15 protein-coding genes and 1 tRNA gene are annotated in these 17,879 nt (G+C 59.5%); 10 read left to right on the top strand and 6 right to left on the bottom strand.

Translation table 11 applies throughout. From position 1 onward, the window contains the following. Positions 1-1,403: 1,403 nt before the first annotated feature. Together PRZ03_RS09055 and PRZ03_RS09050 are read right to left on the bottom strand one after the other, a co-directional pair. A complete protein-coding gene (locus PRZ03_RS09055) occupies positions 1,404-2,129 on the bottom strand; it encodes an Lcl C-terminal domain-containing protein (RefSeq protein WP_273599998.1) in 726 nt (241 codons plus the stop codon). A gap of 414 nt (positions 2,130-2,543) precedes the next feature. Then, on the bottom strand, positions 2,544-3,272 hold the full coding sequence (locus PRZ03_RS09050) for a PEP-CTERM sorting domain-containing protein (RefSeq protein WP_273599997.1): 729 nt from the start codon (positions 3,270-3,272) through the stop codon (positions 2,544-2,546). Positions 3,273-3,996: 724 nt separating this feature from the next. Between PRZ03_RS09050 and PRZ03_RS09045 the strand changes: the two genes are divergently transcribed. Next, entirely contained in the window at positions 3,997-4,716 is a 720-nt protein-coding gene (locus tag PRZ03_RS09045; RefSeq protein WP_273599996.1) for a hypothetical protein, read from the top strand. A gap of 828 nt (positions 4,717-5,544) precedes the next feature. Here PRZ03_RS09045 and hrcA read toward each other — a convergent pair. Further along, positions 5,545-6,564, bottom strand: a complete 1,020-nt coding sequence (hrcA, locus tag PRZ03_RS09040) for a heat-inducible transcriptional repressor HrcA (RefSeq protein ID WP_263534082.1) — start codon at positions 6,562-6,564, stop codon at positions 5,545-5,547. An 82-nt stretch (positions 6,565-6,646) separates the two neighbouring features. Between hrcA and PRZ03_RS09035 the strand changes: the two genes are divergently transcribed. Genes PRZ03_RS09035 through rapZ form a run of 3 tightly spaced genes read left to right on the top strand, consistent with a single transcriptional unit; the run spans position 6,647 to position 10,174 of the window. Next, entirely contained in the window at positions 6,647-7,522 is an 876-nt protein-coding gene (locus PRZ03_RS09035; protein WP_263533864.1) for an NAD kinase, read from the top strand. Between the two features lie 34 nt (positions 7,523-7,556). Further along, positions 7,557-9,251: a DNA repair protein RecN gene (gene recN, locus PRZ03_RS09030; RefSeq protein WP_273599995.1), complete on the top strand. Its 1,695-nt coding sequence runs from the start codon at positions 7,557-7,559 to the stop codon at positions 9,249-9,251. Continuing rightward, positions 9,248-10,174, top strand: a complete 927-nt coding sequence (gene rapZ, locus PRZ03_RS09025) for an RNase adapter RapZ (RefSeq protein WP_263533862.1) — start codon at positions 9,248-9,250, stop codon at positions 10,172-10,174. The genes recN and rapZ overlap by 4 nt, the downstream gene beginning before the upstream one ends. A 4-nt stretch (positions 10,175-10,178) precedes the next feature. Here the strand turns inward: rapZ and PRZ03_RS09020 are convergent, their stop codons facing one another. The 3 genes from PRZ03_RS09020 to mutM are packed head-to-tail and all read right to left on the bottom strand — an operon-like array spanning position 10,179 to position 12,352. Then, positions 10,179-10,487, bottom strand: coding sequence for a hypothetical protein (locus PRZ03_RS09020; protein ID WP_263533861.1), 309 nt, complete (start codon positions 10,485-10,487; stop codon positions 10,179-10,181). Positions 10,488-10,502: 15 nt separating this feature from the next. Then, positions 10,503-11,534, bottom strand: a complete 1,032-nt coding sequence (gene mutY, locus PRZ03_RS09015) for an A/G-specific adenine glycosylase (protein WP_273599994.1) — start codon at positions 11,532-11,534, stop codon at positions 10,503-10,505. After that, positions 11,519-12,352, bottom strand: a complete 834-nt coding sequence (mutM, locus tag PRZ03_RS09010; protein WP_273599993.1) for a bifunctional DNA-formamidopyrimidine glycosylase/DNA-(apurinic or apyrimidinic site) lyase — start codon at positions 12,350-12,352, stop codon at positions 11,519-11,521. The genes mutY and mutM overlap by 16 nt, the downstream gene beginning before the upstream one ends. 85 nt (positions 12,353-12,437) lie before the next feature. On the opposite strand from mutM, the gene PRZ03_RS09005 reads away from it, so the two are divergent. From PRZ03_RS09005 to PRZ03_RS08980, 6 genes are all read left to right on the top strand, one after another. Beyond that, entirely contained in the window at positions 12,438-14,246 is a 1,809-nt protein-coding gene (locus PRZ03_RS09005; RefSeq protein WP_273599992.1) for a tetratricopeptide repeat protein, read from the top strand. Continuing rightward, complete coding sequence (locus PRZ03_RS09000; RefSeq protein WP_273599991.1) at positions 14,243-14,782, top strand: lipoprotein insertase outer membrane protein LolB; 540 nt, start codon at positions 14,243-14,245, stop codon at positions 14,780-14,782. Before PRZ03_RS09005 ends, PRZ03_RS09000 begins: the two co-directional genes overlap by 4 nt. 26 nt (positions 14,783-14,808) lie before the next feature. After that, the gene (gene ispE, locus PRZ03_RS08995) at positions 14,809-15,828 is read left to right on the top strand and encodes a 4-(cytidine 5'-diphospho)-2-C-methyl-D-erythritol kinase (RefSeq protein WP_273599990.1); all 1,020 of its coding nucleotides are present in this window, start codon (positions 14,809-14,811) and stop codon (positions 15,826-15,828) included. Positions 15,829-15,908: 80 nt separating this feature from the next. Continuing rightward, positions 15,909-15,985 (top strand) — tRNA-Gln (locus tag PRZ03_RS08990). Between the two features lie 85 nt (positions 15,986-16,070). Beyond that, positions 16,071-17,033 carry a ribose-phosphate pyrophosphokinase gene (locus tag PRZ03_RS08985; protein ID WP_263533855.1) on the top strand — a complete coding sequence of 321 codons (963 nt, stop codon included), beginning with the start codon at positions 16,071-16,073 and terminating at the stop codon, positions 17,031-17,033. A 168-nt stretch (positions 17,034-17,201) separates the two neighbouring features. Next, complete coding sequence (locus PRZ03_RS08980) at positions 17,202-17,822, top strand: 50S ribosomal protein L25/general stress protein Ctc (RefSeq protein WP_263533854.1); 621 nt, start codon at positions 17,202-17,204, stop codon at positions 17,820-17,822. Positions 17,823-17,879: the final 57 nt, after the last annotated feature.

The following is a 17,879-nucleotide window of genomic DNA, read 5'->3' as shown; positions in this document are numbered from 1 at the left end:
CGTTGAAGTTGAGCAGCGAGCGACGGCTGGGCGCGGAAGGCCCAGAATGAAATGGGGGCCTGGAGGGACCAGACGTCACGAATCGGCTCGAACGTAAGGGTATCAATCACTGACATGGTAGGAGCTCGACTTCCAAAGCTTGTTCTACTGCTGGAAATTTGAGCTGGTCGCCTGGATGAACCTCGGACTGAATACCCAGCCTACCAAGTAACTCACGAACATAAGCTACCCGGCCTGACTCTGCGCGACTGGCATGTCGACCCTTTGTAGCTCGGTTTTGTCGAATAGAAGCGCAAAGAGTCTCAGGAGAGAAATGCCTGTTCGCGCTTTCAATGAGGTCACCCAATTCTTGCCGCAATTGAGCGTCCATACCGATGCCAGTCCAACTGGTGGAAGTGAACTTTATCGGGCGTGCTGCGATAGGGGGAAAGTCCCCGCCGCAAACCCAGGGTGTGGCAGTAGCGACTTCGGGGCCATCCGACGCGAATGCGGTCGCAGCAAGGAACCAGACTGCCAACCCCGCCAATGTTCGAAAAGGACAACTTTGCATTTGATGGCTAACAGTTGTGTACCGCGCCCGAGAGCGCAATAACATCGGAGTGTCGGATAAAACAGCCTGAAAGTGATTGATTTCAGAAGGCAAACGGCAAATATCAGATTTGAGTTTTGCCGCTCTTGTTACAAGTTACCTCGATGCAAGTCGCGGGGCTTGAATTGAGTGTATCGCTTGAGGTTCTCCCACTTTTTGTGCTCATTGACGAACGGGCCATCAGGGTGACGCCAAATAGCCAATGCGGGTACAAAAGCCATTCAGGTCCATTGAAATCAAATCGCCGACACAGACTCTCGTCTGGCTTGGCGACAACGCAATGCTTGACTGATTTGAATCAGGACAGGTGGCGACATTAATGGAATACGCACGGCACGAATTGATGTGCTCCAAGGTAGAAACCGGCCGGCAAGCCAGCATTCGGAGCGGGCGTAGTTGAAGAGCGCTGGGAAGAAAATGAAGTTCTTATTGCGCAGAAAGAATGAAAGGAGCCCCAGGCATTTGACGACAAAGAATGCGCTGGTGCTCGTACGATGCTAGCCGGAGCAGCAGCTACTTGGCGTTTCGTGGTTCAGTTTGAGAAAGGCATATTCCAGGTCACGAGGACGCCGAATTCGATTCAAACTAAGCTCCCAATCCGAGACAGCAAATCCAGTTCTATTTCGCCAAGGCAGGCAGCGTTCAATGCTTCTCGCTGGTCCGCGATTCTGAGCGACTGTTCAAGCCCATACCGAACATCTGCCCACCGTTAAAAGGCAGACACTCATCACGAGACATCGGTTTGCAAAATTATGATTGGGGCTTGTACCCCCAATTCCGCTGAAAAAGTCAAATGGGCCGAAGCGTCAAAGTCTCAAGATGCCCGCCAACGACGTACCAGCAGCAGGCAAGTCAACCCAATCAGTAGCAGGGACCATGTTTGTTGCTCTGGCACTGCGGCCACATCTCCAGAGCGCACAGCCAGCGCGTACAAAGTTTCGCTCTTGTCGCTGTAGCCCTGGAAACCGTCGGGGGTACCGAAGAACCATGCGCTACCGGAATACAGCGCGGACTCCGTACTGGACCAATAGTCGGCGGACTGCATTCGGAAATTGCCGGTATTTGTCAGGCCATAACCGGCTTGAACATTCGTCGTACCAGGAACGTAAAAGCTCTTGTTACCCAGGCTCTGAAAAAACAGGTGCGACATTTCGCTGCCCGTTGCAACGCTGCTGTCGGGGTTGTAGCCGCAGCTTGTTCCGCCGGTTGCAGAAAAATCACAACTGCCATCTGCAGTAGTGACATGGGTCGTCGGTAATCGCCAGCCGCTCAGGCCGAAGTGGTCTTGCTCGGCCCAGGCTTTGGCGGCGGACCAGGCCATGCCATTAGCGCTAGCGTTACGCAACCAAGTAACGTTAAGGGCGGTGTCGTAAAACGCCTCCGGGCCGTTGGCAAGGTTACCGTCCAAGTCTCGCGCTAGCAGCGTGGTTTCCCATGTGCCTTGACCCGACACGCCGGTTGCATTCGCCGCACCTGCCAAGGTCAATACAACCAGCATTGCGCCCGTCTTTAAGAACTTCTTCATCATCAAGGTATGCATTGTCTTTTCCCTGTGTATGGATACAAGTTTTGAAACCCAATCACTTGCTCCTCGACAGGTCAACCATGCGACAGGGCGCCCGCAGTGTAGGGGCGGCATTACGTCTCAGTTACCCCTACTACATGGGGGGGAGGTGCAAAAACCTAGTTTCCTTTTTTCAAATCCGCATGCATATTCAGATTGGGACCCGAGCTAGCCCTTACGTTTTGTCTCATGTGCGTGCCAAATTCCGTATGACTGCTGCAGGCACGGTCCAGTCCGTGATGGCCGACTACAAAGTGCTTTTCCGCGCGTCCACCAGCCGCTACCTTGTAGCCATTGCTAACGAACAATCGGCGTGCAAAAGGAAGAGTGGGGGCTAGCGCCTCCACTCTTCCTTAAAAAATATGCCAAAGGAACCGAAGCGTCAAAGCCTCAAGCTACCCGCCTCCGACGTGACAGCAACAGGCCAGTCAAGCCAATCAGTGTCAAGGCCCATGTTTGTGGCTCCGGCACCGCGACCACATCTCCTGGGTGTACAGCCAGGGCGTAAAAACTTTGGTCCTTGCTGAAATTAGCCTGGCTGCCGTAACCGAGACTGAAAAACCACGCGGTACCCGACTGCGGTGCGTACACCGTACCGGACCAGCTGCTGTAGGACCGCAGATTTTTGAAATCACCGGTGTTTGAGAGGCCCCAGCCCGCTTGGTCGTCCAAAGTACCCGGTATGTACCTGCTCTTGTTGCCCAGACTCTGAAAGAACAGATGCGCCATTTCGCTGCCTGTGGCTACGCTGCTGTCGGGGTTGAAGCCGCAGCCGGTGCCACCGAAATAGGAATAATCGCAGCTGCCATCTGCGGTGGTGACGTGGGTTGTCGGCAAGCGCCAACCGCTCAAGCCGAAGCGGTCTTGCTCGGCCCAGGCTTTAGCTGTGGACCAGTTCATAGCGCTGGCACTACCGGCACGCAACCAGGTGACGTTAAGGGCTGTGTCGTAAAAGGCCTCCGGACCATTGACCAGGTTGCCGTCTAGGTCACGCGCTAGCAGCGTGGTTTCCCATGAGCCTTGACCCGGCACGCCGTTTGCATTTGCCGCACTCGCCAAGGTCAATGCACCTAGAAGCGCTGCCATCTGCAAGGACTTCTTCATTATCAAGTTCCGCATTGTCTGTTCCCTGTGTATGGATACAAATTTTTAAACCCAATCACTTGTTCCTCAACAGGTCAACCATGCGACGGGGCGTCAAGAGTGTAGGTTCGACATAACGCATCAGTTACCCCTACTACATGGGGGGGGTAGGCGCAAAGAACCTAAGCTCACACTATCTATAAGGCCGCCGTCTGATTTAGCTTGGAAAGCGTGGCGGTCCCTGACTTTTGCCCTGCGCGCGCCGAGGCCTGTATGACTTCGAAGGGCACAAAGGTCCATATATATCCGCATAAATCAAACAGCCAGCACGGACTTTCGTTTTGCATGGCTACATCGCAATGCCGAGCTGATTTAAATCGGAACAGCTGGCCAAGTTGAGCGGAATACGCACAGGACGTGTAGATGCATTCCAAGGCAGGAAAGGACCAAACAGGCCCTTCGCGTATTCGCCGTGGCACTGTCCACCAACGCAAAAGCTCACCGCGAATTCAAGTCCTCAGACGGAATTCACATCAAGGCGGCGCACCTATCCGGCTAGCTTCGCCCTTTACTGCCCCTTGAGCACAAAAGCGCCTTAATTCAGCCAGCAGTAGCCTGCGAATTTGCCGCACAAGCACTCCCCCGCCACTGGCGTCGAAATACGCCGATGAGGCCCGCTGCGCGCCCGTCCGCCCACTGACTTTGACCCCAGTCACTACACGTTGAACGCGTCAATGTTGGCGCGACAAAGAGGACACGTATGAAATCAATGGGCAAGCTGACAAAAGCACAGGCAAGAGGACTCCAGGCAATGAGCGAGTGGAGTAGTTTTCAAAGTGGGAATTTGGTCCCGGCATCAATCGTCAAAGGGCAGACTCGTTTTCAACTCGCGTACATAGTTCGTGAAGCGGACATCGAGACGCCAACCCGGCGTCGCGGCATGGAGCAACCGCAGAGAGCGTGTTGGTCGATATTTGCAAACATCCCCACTCAAATGTGGGCGGAGGCGGGATATGTTGAAACCGAGACTTTTGGCACTGTGTTCATTGACCGCCAAGCATCTGGCCGCGCTTATTTGTGTCTCGCTCACGATGTGGGCAACGATTGGCAGCATCGGCTAACCATTCCGCTTGTTGGCAAAACCATGCGGACAATCTTAGAAGATGTGCAGGCAGGTGCCCAGCTCAGGCTCAATCTAACCTGCAAGGACTTCGACGACGACATCACTTTGATTGTTGAAATCAAAGAGGGTGACGTTCGAGCTGAGGACTGGAGCGACATGCCTTCCAAAGTTGAAATCAATGACTTCATGAATGAGGCAGTCGCTTACGCGTCAAGGCAATTTGAAGAGCTGAGCTCGAAGCCAATTGAAGGGTTGCCATTGGCATCAAATGTGTGCCTGGCGTTGCTGTTGCCACCAATGTTCGATGAAGCGGACCCAGGTGAGGCTGGGGGTCAGAACGAGGGGGCTGGATGTTGATGTCAAGAGGAAAGGCAAGTGGCGCCGGGCCTCGAATGATTGAATGATTTCTGTCCCGCTGGCGTGATGTCGGCGGGACATTTTTTTTGGGCGAATCAACTCCACAGTACTTGAAAGACTGCGGGCTCGCTACAAAAAGAGAAATCCCCAGCTTGCCTGTCCGCGCGCAGGAGGCGCCGGGGGCTTAGGGAAGGGGAATCTTCTCTGTATGTCTAGTGAAAGTGGTAGGCCGTCGCGGACTTGAACCGCGGACCAAAGGATTCAACTATCGCAAGGTTTCCCTCACGGTTGGACTATCTCATCACCCTCGCAAAATGCGGTGGGGTGCCGGGCGCTCGAGGCGGTTATTAAGGGGACTCTACCCCTCCGCTAGTCTCTGCACCTTCTGAGGCTGTAGCCTCAGCTTGGCTCAGGATTGCCGTGGCACTTTCGCGCTTTAGGTTTCCCTGAGTTCACCCGGTTTTCCAATGGTAGTTACCTACCATGGTCACAACTTTCGCTATGAGTCCTCTGCTCTGACCAGCTGAGCTAACGGCCCACTTTTCACAGCCTGAGATTGTACCCCATTTGGTCTTTCCGCCCCTTTGCACCTAATCTGGCGCATTAAAAAGTGGAAAGTAGGTGGAAAGCAAAAATCGTTTTCCAACCAATACCGCCCTGAAACAACGATGAACACTACATTCAGCAGCATCACAGTTTGTTAGTAGAGATGATTATGAGTCCTCTGCTCTAACCAACTGAGCTAACGGCCCCCTGGGGGTTTCTTCGCTTCCACCGCTACAGCGGAAGCGCGCGATTGTATAGGAGCGCTTTAACGCCGCGCGCCGGCTACTTCTGCGACAGCGCTTGGCTGATCATTCTGGAAGTAATGTCAACGATCTGAATCATCCGGTCATAGGCCATGCGCGTCGGCCCGATGACGCCCAAGGTGCCGACGACCTGGCCATTCACCTCGTAGGGCGCCGAAACGATGGACAGCTCCTCGAAAGGCACAACCTGACTCTCGCCACCAATATAGATGCGCACACCCTCGGCGCGGCTGGACACGTCCAACAAGCGCATCAGCTGTGTCTTTTGCTCAAACACATCAAACAAGCGCCGCAGGCTGCCCATATCGTTACCAAAATCTTGCACGGTGAGCAGGTTGCGCTCGCCGGAGATGACCACCCGCTCTTCCTCATCGGCCATGGCCTCGGTGCCCGCTTGCACGGCCGCGCTCATCAAGCTGGCGATTTCACCGCGCAACTCGTCAACCTCGTTCTTCAAGCGCTCGCGCACCGCCTCCAGGCTCAGGCCCGCGTAATGGGCGTTGAGGCGATTGCTGGCTTCGGCCAACTCGGTTTGGCTGAGGTCTTGGGCGGTGAAGATGACACGGTTCTGAACATCACCGTCGGGCGACACCATGATGACCAAGACGCGCCTATCGCCCAGACGCAAAAACTCGATGTGGTGGAAAACACCGGGCTTGCGCGGCGCCGTCACCACGCCGACAAAGTTGGACAGGCTGGACAGCAGATGGGCCGCGCTGGCGATGACGCGCTGGGGCTGGTCGGGCTGCAGCTGCGTGTCTATGGGTTTGGCATCGGCACCCAGCAGGGCCGGCTGCGCCGTCAGCATGGTGTCGACAAACAAGCGGTAGCCGCGTGCGGTCGGGATGCGCCCGGCACTGGTGTGGGGGCTGGCGATGAGGCCGAGCTCCTCCAGATCCGCCATCACATTGCGGATGGTGGCAGGGCTCAGCTCCAGACCGGAGGCCTTGGAGAGCGTGCGGGAGCCTATGGGCTGGCCGTCGGCGATATAGCGCTCGACCAGAGTTTTCAGCAGTGATTTGGATCGCTCGTCAAGCATGCTTTGCATTGTAGGTTCCTGCTGCATGGCCAGTACGCGGGCTTCCCCGTAACGTCATAGTGCTGTGGTGTAATTCCGCGCTATGGCCAAACGTTTCCAGCATGTGGCAATTGTGGGCAAGCATCAGGCCCTGGGCATACGCCCGATTCTTGAGGAGATTGCCGAGTTCGTCACTCGGCAAGGCCTCGACGTTTCTCTTCAACAAGAGACCGCCCTGAACACCGGCATGACCAATTACGACGCGCTGTCGAATGAGCAGTTGGGCGCGCAATGTGACCTGGCCATCGTCGTCGGCGGCGACGGCACGATGCTGGGTTTCGCGCGCGAGATGGCCCGCTTTGGCGTGCCGCTGGTGGGCATCAACCAAGGGCGGCTGGGCTTCATCACCGACATCTCGATGGAGCGCTTTCGCGAAGCGCTCCCACCCATCTTGGCCGGCGACTACGAGATGGAGCATCGCAATATGCTCGAAGGCGAAGTCTGGCGCGACGAGCGCAGCATTTTTGAAGGACTGGCTCTCAACGATGTGGTGGTGAGCCGGGGTGCTACGGCCAGCATGGTGGAGTTGCGCATCGATGTTGGCGACGAGTTCGTTGCCAATATGCGGGCCGACGGGGTGATCGTTGCTTCGCCGACCGGCTCTACCGCCTATTCGCTGTCGGCCGGCGGGCCAATTCTGCATCCCAGCATCGCCGGCTGGCTGCTGGTGCCGATTGCTTCGCACACGCTGTCCAACCGCCCCATCGTCTTGCCGGACACCGGCGATGTGACGCTGGAGATCGTTGCCGGCCGCGACGCCAGCGTCAATTTCGATATGCAAAGCCTGGCCAGCTTGCTGCATGGTGACCGCATCAGCGTGCGCCGCTCGGCCCACAAGGTTTGCTTCTTGCATCCCAAGGGCTGGAGCTATTACGCCACCTTGCGCAGAAAGCTGCGCTGGTATGAGGGAGTGAGTTGATGAACTCCTTTGCAATGCGATCGGGGGCTCGTTAATGCTGCGCCGCCTGAACCTGCGCGACTTTGTCATCGTGCCCGAGCTGGAGCTGGACTTCGCTGCCGGATTTTCGGTGTTGACCGGTGAGACTGGCGCCGGCAAATCGATCCTGGTCGATGCGCTGCAACTGGCGCTGGGTAGCCGGGGTGACGCCGGCGTGGTGCGTGAAGGCGCGGCGCGGGCCGAGATTTCGGCTGAATTTGACCGCCCCGCCCATCTGAACGACTGGCTAGAAGAAGCCGGCTTTGAGGACGGCGGCGGCACATTGCTGCTGCGCCGCGTGATCGACTCACAGGGCAAGAGCCGCGCCTGGATCAATGGCAGTTCGGCCACCGTGTCCCAGTTGCGCGAACTGGCCGACAGCCTGCTGGACATCCACGGCCAGCACGCTTGGCAAGGCCTGACCCGCGCGCCGGCCGTGCGGGCACTGCTGGACAACTATGCCGGTCTGGATACTTCGGCCTTGGGTCGGGCCTACGGCGCCTGGAAGCAGGCCAGCGACAATTTGGCCGCCGCCGAGACTCGCCAGACTGACTTGTTACGTGAGCGGGAACGGCTGGCCTGGCAAATCGGCGAAGTCGCCAGGCTGTCGCCCGGCCTGGATGAATGGGATGCCCTCAACACCGAACATCAACGCCTGGCCCATGCCGCTTCGCTGCTGGACGCGGTGCGCGGCGCCTTGGATGCACTGACTGAAGCCGAGCCTAGCGCCGAATCGCAGACCGACGGTGCCCTGACCCTGCTTGAGAAGGTCTTGGACTATGACGCCCGACTGCTGCCGGCCGTCGAAGCCTTGCGCGGGGCGCAAGCGCAGCTGCAAGACGCAGGCCATACGCTAAGCGCCTATATGCACGGCACCGAGTTGGAGCCCGCCCGCATGCAGGAGCTGGACGAGCGCATTTCCGCCTGGCTGACCTTGGCCCGCCGCTACCGCCGCCCTCCCGCTGAACTGGCGCACTTGCTGAGCCAATGGCAGAGCGAATTGCAAGCACTTGACGCCGCCACCGATCTGGCCGCGCTGAACGCCGCCTTGGCTGCTGCGCGCAGCATGTTCGAGCAAGAAGCCCAGCGCGTCAGCCGCGAGCGCGCCAATGCCGCGCCCAAACTGGCCGCCGCCATCACGCAGGCGATGCAGCAGCTGGGCATGAGTGGCGGCCTGTTCGAGGTCAGCCTGCTGAAGCAAGAGCAGCCACAAAGCTTTGGCCTGGAATCGGCCGAGTTTTTGGTCGCCGGGCACGCCGGCAGCACGCCTCGACCCTTGGCCAAGGTGGCCTCCGGCGGCGAGTTGTCGCGCATCGCGCTGGCCATTGCCGTCACCACCTGCCAGCAAGACAGCGGAGGTGTGGGCACCTTGATTTTTGATGAAATCGACGCCGGTGTCGGCGGCGCTGTGGCCGAAATCGTCGGCCGCCTGATGAAGCAGTTAGGGCGCGAGCGCCAAGTACTGGCCGTGACCCATCTGCCTCAGGTCGCGGCTTGTGCGGATCAGCATTTGCTGGTTGCCAAAGCCCAGCACGCAGGCCTGACGCTGAGCACGGTGCAGGCCGTGGCGGGCGAAGCCCGTGTGGCCGAAATTGCCCGCATGCTGGGGGGCGAGCGCCTCTCGTCCACCAGCATGGCCCATGCACAGGAGATGCTCGACCTGTCCGCTTCCCCTTCCACCAAAACGCGATCAAAGAAAGCCAAGTCATGACCCGCCTATCAGCCCAGCCGCTGGAACCCGCAGCCCAGGACGCGGCGATACAAAGCAATGTTGTGTTGGTCACCGGCATGTCCGGCGGCGGCAAGTCGGAGGCCATGCACGCGCTGGAAGACGCCGGTTTCTTCTGTGTCGACAATTTGCCGGCCGACCTCTTGCTGGACTTTTTGCGCCTTGAGCAACAGCGCGGCGAGCGCAGGGTCGCGATTGCGGTGGATGTGCGCAGCGCCGGCTCCTTACCGCTGTTGCTGCCCCTGTTCAAGCAATTGCGTGCCGACGGGGTTGCGATTCGCTCTATCTTTTTTGATGCCAACACCGAGACCTTGATGCGCCGCTTCTCGGAAACGCGCCGGCCCCATCCCTTGCGTCAAGAGCAGAACGCGACAAGCAAGGACGAAGGCCACCGGGCGCTGCTGGAGGCCATCACACTTGAGCGCGAGCTGCTAGCCGCCTTGCGCGCCGAGTCCACCGTGCTGGACTCCAGCCAGCTTCGCCCTGCACAGCTGCGCGCCTGGGTGCGCGATCTGGTCGTGGTGGACGGTAACTCGCTGACACTGGTGTTCGAGTCCTTTGCCTTCAAGCATGGTGTGCCCAGTGACGCCGATTTTGTGTTTGATGTACGCGTCTTGCCTAACCCCTATTACGAGCGGGAGTTACGCCCTCTCAACGGGCGCGACCAGCCGGTCGCCGACTACTTGGCGGCCCAGCCCGAGGTGAACCTGATGCTGAGTCAGATCGGTGCTTTCATGGCGCAATGGCTGCCCAACTTTGCCGCCGATCAGCGCAGTTATTTGACGGTGGCCATTGGCTGCACCGGCGGCCAACATCGTTCGGTCTATCTGGTGGAAACTTTGGCGCAACAATTCGCGCACCATGGCCAGGTGCTGAAACGGCACCGTGAGTTGGACGCCAAGTAGGCGGTCACACTTGCTGTTGTTTTTCGTCGTCCGAATACAGCAGCACCAGCAGAGCCACCGAAGCCAAAGGCGCCAGCAAAACCAGGGCCAGCATCCAGGGCAATAAGCGCCGTCCGCTGCGCTTCAAGGCTTGGCCCATGAAGACCCAATGGGCCATCAGCCCGGCCGCAATACCCAGGCTCAAGAACGTCAACAGAGCGGCCGACGGCTCGCCTTCGGCGTTGGCGGCCGAGATCAAAAACCACAGGCAGCAAGCTGCCGCCAACAAGGCGACCAGCGCGGATTCGACAGCATTTTTGGTAGCAGCGTTCATAGCTTCAAGCCTGGATCAAGCAATCATTTTTTTCAAGGGCGCCGGCAACGCGTACTCGGCCAAGCGTTCTCGTGCCACCCACACGCCACCGGGCTCAGCATCATTTGCCGTGGTGAGCACATCACCGCGCCGGGTGTGCAGTATCCAATCAAAATGAGTCAGCACATGATTGATGCGCGGCATCACTTCCAACTTGGCGCCGACGGCGTCGGCGGCCGCTTGTAGGGCGGCCTCGTCGTCATAAAGCGGCAAGCTCCACAAACCCGCCCACACGCCGGTGGCGGGCCGCTGCTGCAGCAAGACCTGACCCTCACGCTCCAACCACAACCACCAGTTCTCACGCCGACCACGCTTGAGTTTGCGGGTCTTGATGGGGTAGCTAGTCGGGTCGCCTTCGAGCCGACCGGCGCATAAATCGGCCACCGGACACAGCAGGCATTGCGGCGAGCGCGTGCTGCAGATCGAAGACCCCAGGTCCATCAAGCCCTGCGTATAAGCCACGATGCCCTCGGCAGGCGCCAACTCGGTGGCCAAGACCCAGAGACGTTTTTCTTCGGCACTGCTGGCGAGGTCGCCCTCAAAAGCCAGCAAGCGGCCCAACACCCGTTTGACATTGCCGTCCAGAATCGCCACCCGCTCGCCGAAGCAAAACACCGCCACAGCCGCTGCCGTCGAGCGGCCGATGCCGGGCAGGGTTTGCAGCGCGGCCGCATTGCCGGGGAACTGCCCGCCATGCAATTGCACCACCGCCTGCGCACAGGCATGCAAATTGCGCGCGCGGCTGTAATAGCCCAGGCCGGCCCAAAGTGCTAACACCTCATCCAGGCTGGCCGCAGCGAGATCGGCAACCTCGGGAAAGCGCTCCAAAAAGCGCTGGTAATAGCCCAGCACCGTTGCCACCTGCGTCTGCTGCAACATGATCTCGGAGAGCCAGACGCGGTAAGGGTCACGGGTGTTTTGCCAGGGCAGCTCATGCCGGCCATGGCTGCGCTGCCAAGCGACCAAGGTCGGCGCAAATTGCTGAGGCAGGTTTATCGCTTTTGACATTGAGGACAGAAAAAAGTGGAGCGCTGGCCTTGCACGATGCGCCGGATGGGGGTGCCGCAAGTCAGGCAGGGCTGGCCCTCCCGGCCGTAAACGCGCGCCTGCATCTGAAAACTGCCGGCCACGCCATGCGCGTCCTTGAAATCTCGCAAGGTTGTACCGCCCGCCTCCAAGGCCTGCGCCAGCACCCCGCGCACCGCTTGGGCCAAGCGCTGGGCACGCGGGCGACTGAGCTTGGAGGCAGGCAGGCGCGGATCAATACCGGCCAGAAACAAGGCCTCGCAAGCATAGATATTGCCGGCGCCGACGACGATATCGCCGGCCAACAAGGCCAGCTTGATGGCGACCCGCCGCCCGCTCAAGCCCGCATGCAGATGGGCGCCGTCAAAGCGAGGGTCAAAGGGCTCCAGCCCCAAGCCGCCCAGCAGCTTGGCAGCCGGGTTGGCTGCCAAGGCCTCGGACCAGACCACCGCACCGAAGCGGCGCGGGTCGGTCAGGCGCAAGAGGCCGCGATCGGTCTGCAAGTCGAAATGATCATGGGCGCCGGCCGCCGCTGCGCCAGTGCCCGGGGTAAAGGCCAGTGATCCTGACATGCCCAGATGCAGGAGCAGGCCGCCGCTGGCCGCCGGCCTTGACAAGGGCAGCCACAGATACTTGCCACGCCGGCTGACTGCACCGACCCGTGCTCCCGTCAGTTGCTCCGGCCCCAAGCCCAGCGGCCAGCGCAGCGGCTTGCCCAGGCGCGCCTGCAAGACGGTGGCGCCCTCAATGGCGTCGGCAAAACTGCGGCGGGTGACTTCGACTTCGGGGAGCTCGGGCATGGCCTGCATGATATCGGGGCAGAATGCCCCCTCACCTCTCGGCCCGTCAGCGCTGAGCCAGGTTTGTATTGATGCAGGAGCCTTCATGCCCGAGAAATTTCGCCGCAACGCTGCCGGGGCCTTCGCCATCGGCGCCTTGCTGGCCAGTCTGCTGAGCCCGCACGCGCGGGCCGGCGCCACGCCCGCGGCGGCGGCGCCCTCGCCCATGAATTCAGAGATGGACGCACCGCTGTTCTACCAATTGCTGGTGGGTGAGATGGAATTGAACACCGGCCAGCCCGGTGTTGCCTATCAGGTACTGCTGGACGCGGCGCGCCGCACCGGCGATGAAGCTTTGTTTCAGCGCGTCATCAATATCGCGCTGCAGGCCCGTGCCGGCGATCAGGCCTTGATTGCCGCCAAAGCCTGGCGCGAGTCGCAACCCAAATCAAGCGCCGCCCACCATATGGTGATCCAGTTGCTGGCCTTGTTGAACCGCCCGGCTGATGCGGTGGAGCCCCTGCGCTCACTGCTGGCCCTCACGCCGGAGGCTCAGCGGTCTGCCGTGCTGGAGCCGCTGCCAGGCTTGTTTCAACGCGCCCCGGAACCCAAGCGCGTGCTGGCCGCCTTGGAGCCGGTTCTGAACAATGCTGCACAAGAGGACGCTACCAAGTTGGCCGCCAAGACAGCCTTGGCCCGGCTGGCAATCGCCGCCGGCGACAGCAAACGCGCGCTGGCCCTGGCCCAAGAAATCGACGGCTTCGCGCCGCTGTCTGATCAGCCCATGCAGCTGGCCCTGGAGTTGCTGCCACAACAAAGCGAGGCCGAGGCCCTGATCACCCAGCGCCTGCGAGCCAAGCCGGACAACGTGGCGCTTCGCCTAGCCTATGGCCGCGCGCTGGCCCGTGCGCAAAGACCGGCCGAAGCGGCGCGCGAGTTTCGCGCCATCACGCTGGCCTCACCCAGCACCAGCAGCGCCTGGTTTGCGCTCGGCACGCTGGAGCTGGACCTGCGCCACGCAGACGCTGCGGAAAAGGCTTTGCGCGAGTATCTGAGGCAGCTTGAAGACAGCAAGCCAGCGCCAGCAAATGATCAGCTCAAGGCGGAGGGTGAAGGCGAGGACAAGACGGACCCGCAAGCCACAAATGAAGCGCGGCAACAAACTTGGCTTTTGCTGGCTCAAGCGGCCGAAATGCGCGGCGACCTCAAAGCGGCCGATGCCTGGCTGCTCAAGGTGGACTTGCCGCAGCGCCAGCTGGAAGCCAGCTTTCGGCGCGCCTCCTTGCTGGCCCGCCAGGGCAAATTGAGCGAAGCTCGCCAACTGCTGCAGGCACTGCCCGAAACCAGTCCGGAAGAACTGCGTGCCAAGCTGCTGGCCGAGTCTCAGCTGCTGCGCGACGCACAGGACTGGTCGGCGGCGCATCAGGTGCTGGCAACAGCCGTTGAGCGCTTTCCCAATGACCCCGACCTCATATACGAACAAGCGATGATGGCCGAGAAGCTCGACCGACTGGATGCGATGGAGATCTTGTTGCGCAAGGTTATTGCCATCAAGCCCGATCATCACCACGCATACAACGCGCTGGGCTATTCGCTCGCCGAGCGCAATGTACGGCTGGACGAAGCCAAAAGCCTGATCGCCAAGGCGCTCAGCTTCGTACCGTCCGAGCCCTTTATTCTCGACAGCATGGGCTGGGTGGAATACCGCTTGGGCAATTTGGCCGAGGCGCAGCGCTTGCTGCGCCTGAGCTATGCCGCCAGGCCCGATGCAGAAATCGCCGCCCATCTGGGCGAGGTCTTGTGGATCGGCGGTCAACGCGAAGAGGCACAGCGCATCTGGAGCGAAGGAGCGCTGCGCGACCCCAAGAATGAAGCGCTGCGCGAAACCGTCAAACGTCTCAAGACCCAGCCATGAAAAATACCCTCATCACGCTTTTTGCGGCGGCTAGCTTGCTGCTCAGTGGCTGCGCCACGGTCGCACCCAAACCCGCCGAGATCCGGGCCGAAGGCGATGTACGCTTGAGCGGCAGACTCAGCGTGCAAGTGGCCGGCAGCACCGGCCGCGCCTCAGGCGGCAATGCTGGCTTTGAGCTCAGCGGCAACCCGCGCGCCGGTCAACTGGAACTGAGCACGCCGCTGGGCAGCCTGCTTGCCCGCGCCAGCTGGGGGCCGGGCGAAGCAATGCTGCAAACGCCTGGCGCCGAGCGCAGCTTTGCCGACCTTGACGCGCTGACCCGCGAACTGCTGGGCGAAGCGATTCCGGTGGCGGCGCTGTTTGATTGGCTGCGCGGCCGCCCTTGGCCGCAAACACCCAGCGAAATCTGGCAAGACGGCGTCGGCTTCAGCCAGCTTGGCTGGCGAATCGACCTGGCTGGCCTGCAGGACGGCCTGATCGTGGCAACCCGTTCGGCCGAGCCCGCAGTGACGCTGCGCGCCCGCGTCGAGCCCTGAACCAAACTCCCGACCCTTTTTCTTTCATGCAAGCCATTTACGACGTTCCCGCTCCGGCCAAGCTCAATCTTTTCTTGCATGTGGTGGGCAAAAGGCCGGACGGCTACCACCTCCTGCAGTCCATCTTCACGCTGATCGACTGGGCCGACACCTTGCATTTCGAGCGACGCAGCGACGGCCACCTGCTGCGCCACGACCTGGGCGCCAGCCTGCCGCCCGATGATTTGTGCCTGCGCGCAGCGCGCCTGCTGCAAGCCCAAAGCGGCTGCACTTACGGCGTAGATATTCAGATCGAAAAACGCATTCCGGCCGGCGCCGGCATGGGCGGCGGCTCCAGCGATGCGGCCTCCACGCTGCTCGCCCTGAACCGGCTCTGGGGGCTGAACTGGCCCCTCGCCACGCTGATGCCCCTGGGCCTGAAGCTAGGTGCAGATGTGCCATTCTTCCTCGGCGGCAGCCACGCATTCGTAGAAGGCATCGGTGAAATCCTTCATCCGATAGAGCTGCCTCCACTGACGTTTGCCGTCCTCAAACCGAGCCAGAGCATCTCCACTCAAGAAATTTTTTCGAGCCCCCTCTTGGCAAGATCAAAAAACGTGGCTATAGTAGCGGGCTTTCCTGCAAACAATTCTTCAGCTGAAAAAACGAGCGAAAGCTCGGAGAATCACCAAACGGTGGGTCTTAATCACCTAGCGGTGAATCACGAAGAATTGATAAGTTTGGATAACGAAGGAATTGCAAAGTTACTCGGCGACTCAACAAGAAGTTTCGGTAGAAACGACTTGCAAAAACCAGCCGAAGCAAATTGCGCCGAAGTTGTTCAAGCACTGCATATATTGGAATCCGAGTTTGGCAATAGTCGAATGACGGGCTCCGGCAGCGCAGTATTCGCCAGAGTTAAAACTCCAGCGAATGAGCAGGAAGAAAATCTGTTAAATCAGAAAATTTTTTCGAGATTGCAGGGTTTACCTGCAGATTGGTCTGGTAGAATTTGCCGCAGCTTAGATAGGCACCCACTGCAAGGTTGGGCCGCTGATGAAAAATAAGCTGAAGCAGTTTCTAGAGAAGATCTTCGAAGGAATTGCAGACAAGTTATAGGGTGCAGCAGCTCTGCTGTGTCCTGTGTAGGGGAGTCGCCAAGTTGGTTAAGGCAACGGATTTTGATTCCGTCATGCGAAGGTTCGAATCCTTCTTCCCCTGCCAAAGTTTTTTGCGCTAAGACGCTAGGTCTTTAAGAAATACCCCGGACACGCTGGCTGGCCACGGGTCCTTTTAAAAAGGATGGCTCGTGCTACTCAATACCGTCCTCTTCACCGGCAACGCAAACCCGGTTCTCTCCCAAGAAATTGCTACCCATCTGGGCCTCGACCTCGGCAAAGCCTTGGTCGGTCGGTTCTCCGATGGTGAAGTCACCGTCGAGATTCAGCAAAACGTCCGCGCTCGCGACGTCTTCGTCGTTCAGCCAACTTGCTCGCCGACGAACGAGAACCTGATGGAATTGCTGATCATGGTTGATGCCCTGAAGCGCGCCAGCGCTCGCCGCATCACCGCCGTGATCCCCTACTACGGTTACGCCCGCCAAGATCGCCGCCCACGCTCAACCCGTGTGCCGATCAGCGCCAAGGTGGTGGCCGATTTGCTGGAAAAAGTCGGCGTCGAACGCGTGCTGACGATGGACTTGCACGCCGACCAGATCCAGGGCTTCTTCAACATCCCGGTCGACAATATTTACGCCTCGCCGGTTTTGTTGTCGGACCTGAAGGCCCGCAACTATTCGAACTTGGTGGTGGTCAGCCCCGACGTCGGCGGCGTGGTGCGTGCACGCGCCCTGGCCAAGCAACTCGGTTGCGATCTGGCCATCATCGACAAGCGCCGCCCAGCCGCCAATGTGTCCGAAGTGATGCATGTGATCGGTGAGATCGATGGCCGCAACTGCGTGATCATGGATGACATGATAGACACCGCAGGCACCTTGGTTAAGGCCGCTGAAGTCTTGAAGGACAGAGGCGCCAAGAGCGTGTTTGCCTATTGCACCCACCCGATTCTGTCGGGCCCTGCGATTGAGCGCATCTCCAAATCTCTGATCGACGAAGTCGTCATCACCAACACGATTCCTCTGAACGACGCGGCCAAGGCCTGCGGCAAGATTCGCCAGTTGTCGGTGGCATTTTTGTTCGCCGAGACGATCCGCCGGATTTCGGACGGCGAGTCGGTCACGTCCCTGTTCAGCGAACAGAACAACAACTTCTGAACAAAATTTGAACTGAGGCCGAGGGCAACCTTGGCGACGGTTTGAACCGCGGTCGCAAGACCGCACATCCCGAGCAGCCTGGTCGCGGGCGCTCAACACCATGAACACCCGCAAGGGCGTTCAGCACCATGAACACCCTCAGGGGTGTTCAGCCTTTTTGGAGTCACTATGAAATTCACAGCTTTTGACCGCAAGTTGCAGGGGACCGGAGCGAGCCGCCGCCTGCGAGTTGCTGGCCGCGTCCCAGGTATCGTGTTTGCCGCCGGCGAACCAGCGATGATCGAAATGGATCACAACGCGCTGTTCCATGCCTTGAAGAAGGAAGCCTTCCACAGCACCATCCTCGAGATGGAACTGAACGGCGCCGTCTCGCAAGTGCTGCTGCGCGATTTCCAGATGCACCCGTACAAGCCGCAAGTTCTGCACGCAGACTTCCAGCGCGTTGACAACACGACCAAGATCACCAAGAAGGTGCCTTTGCACTTCGTGGGCGAAGAGACTTCGGCCGCTGTCAAGACCGACTCTTGCACCGTCAACCACGTGATCACCGAATTGCTGATCACCTGCTTGGCCCAGCAATTGCCTGAGTTCATCGAAGTGAACCTGGCCGGCCTGACAAAGGGTCACTCGGTGCACGTCAATGACCTGACATTGCCAGCCGGCATCAAGGTCGTCACACACGGCAAGCCAAACCCCGTGGTTGCTACACCGGTTGATCCAGCCGCTGAAGAAATCATCGTCGTTGCCGCAGCTCCTGTGGACGACGGCAAGAAGAAGAAGAAGAAGTAAGTCTTTCTTCCTTCTCTGTCTTGCTCGAAAGGCCCTGCTCTGCGGGGCCTTTTTACG

The organism is Roseateles albus (assembly GCF_028595345.1).
Classification (GTDB): Bacteria; Pseudomonadota; Gammaproteobacteria; order Burkholderiales; family Burkholderiaceae_C; genus Paucibacter_A; species Paucibacter_A albus.
This window is presented reverse-complemented; position numbering and strand designations above follow the sequence as displayed.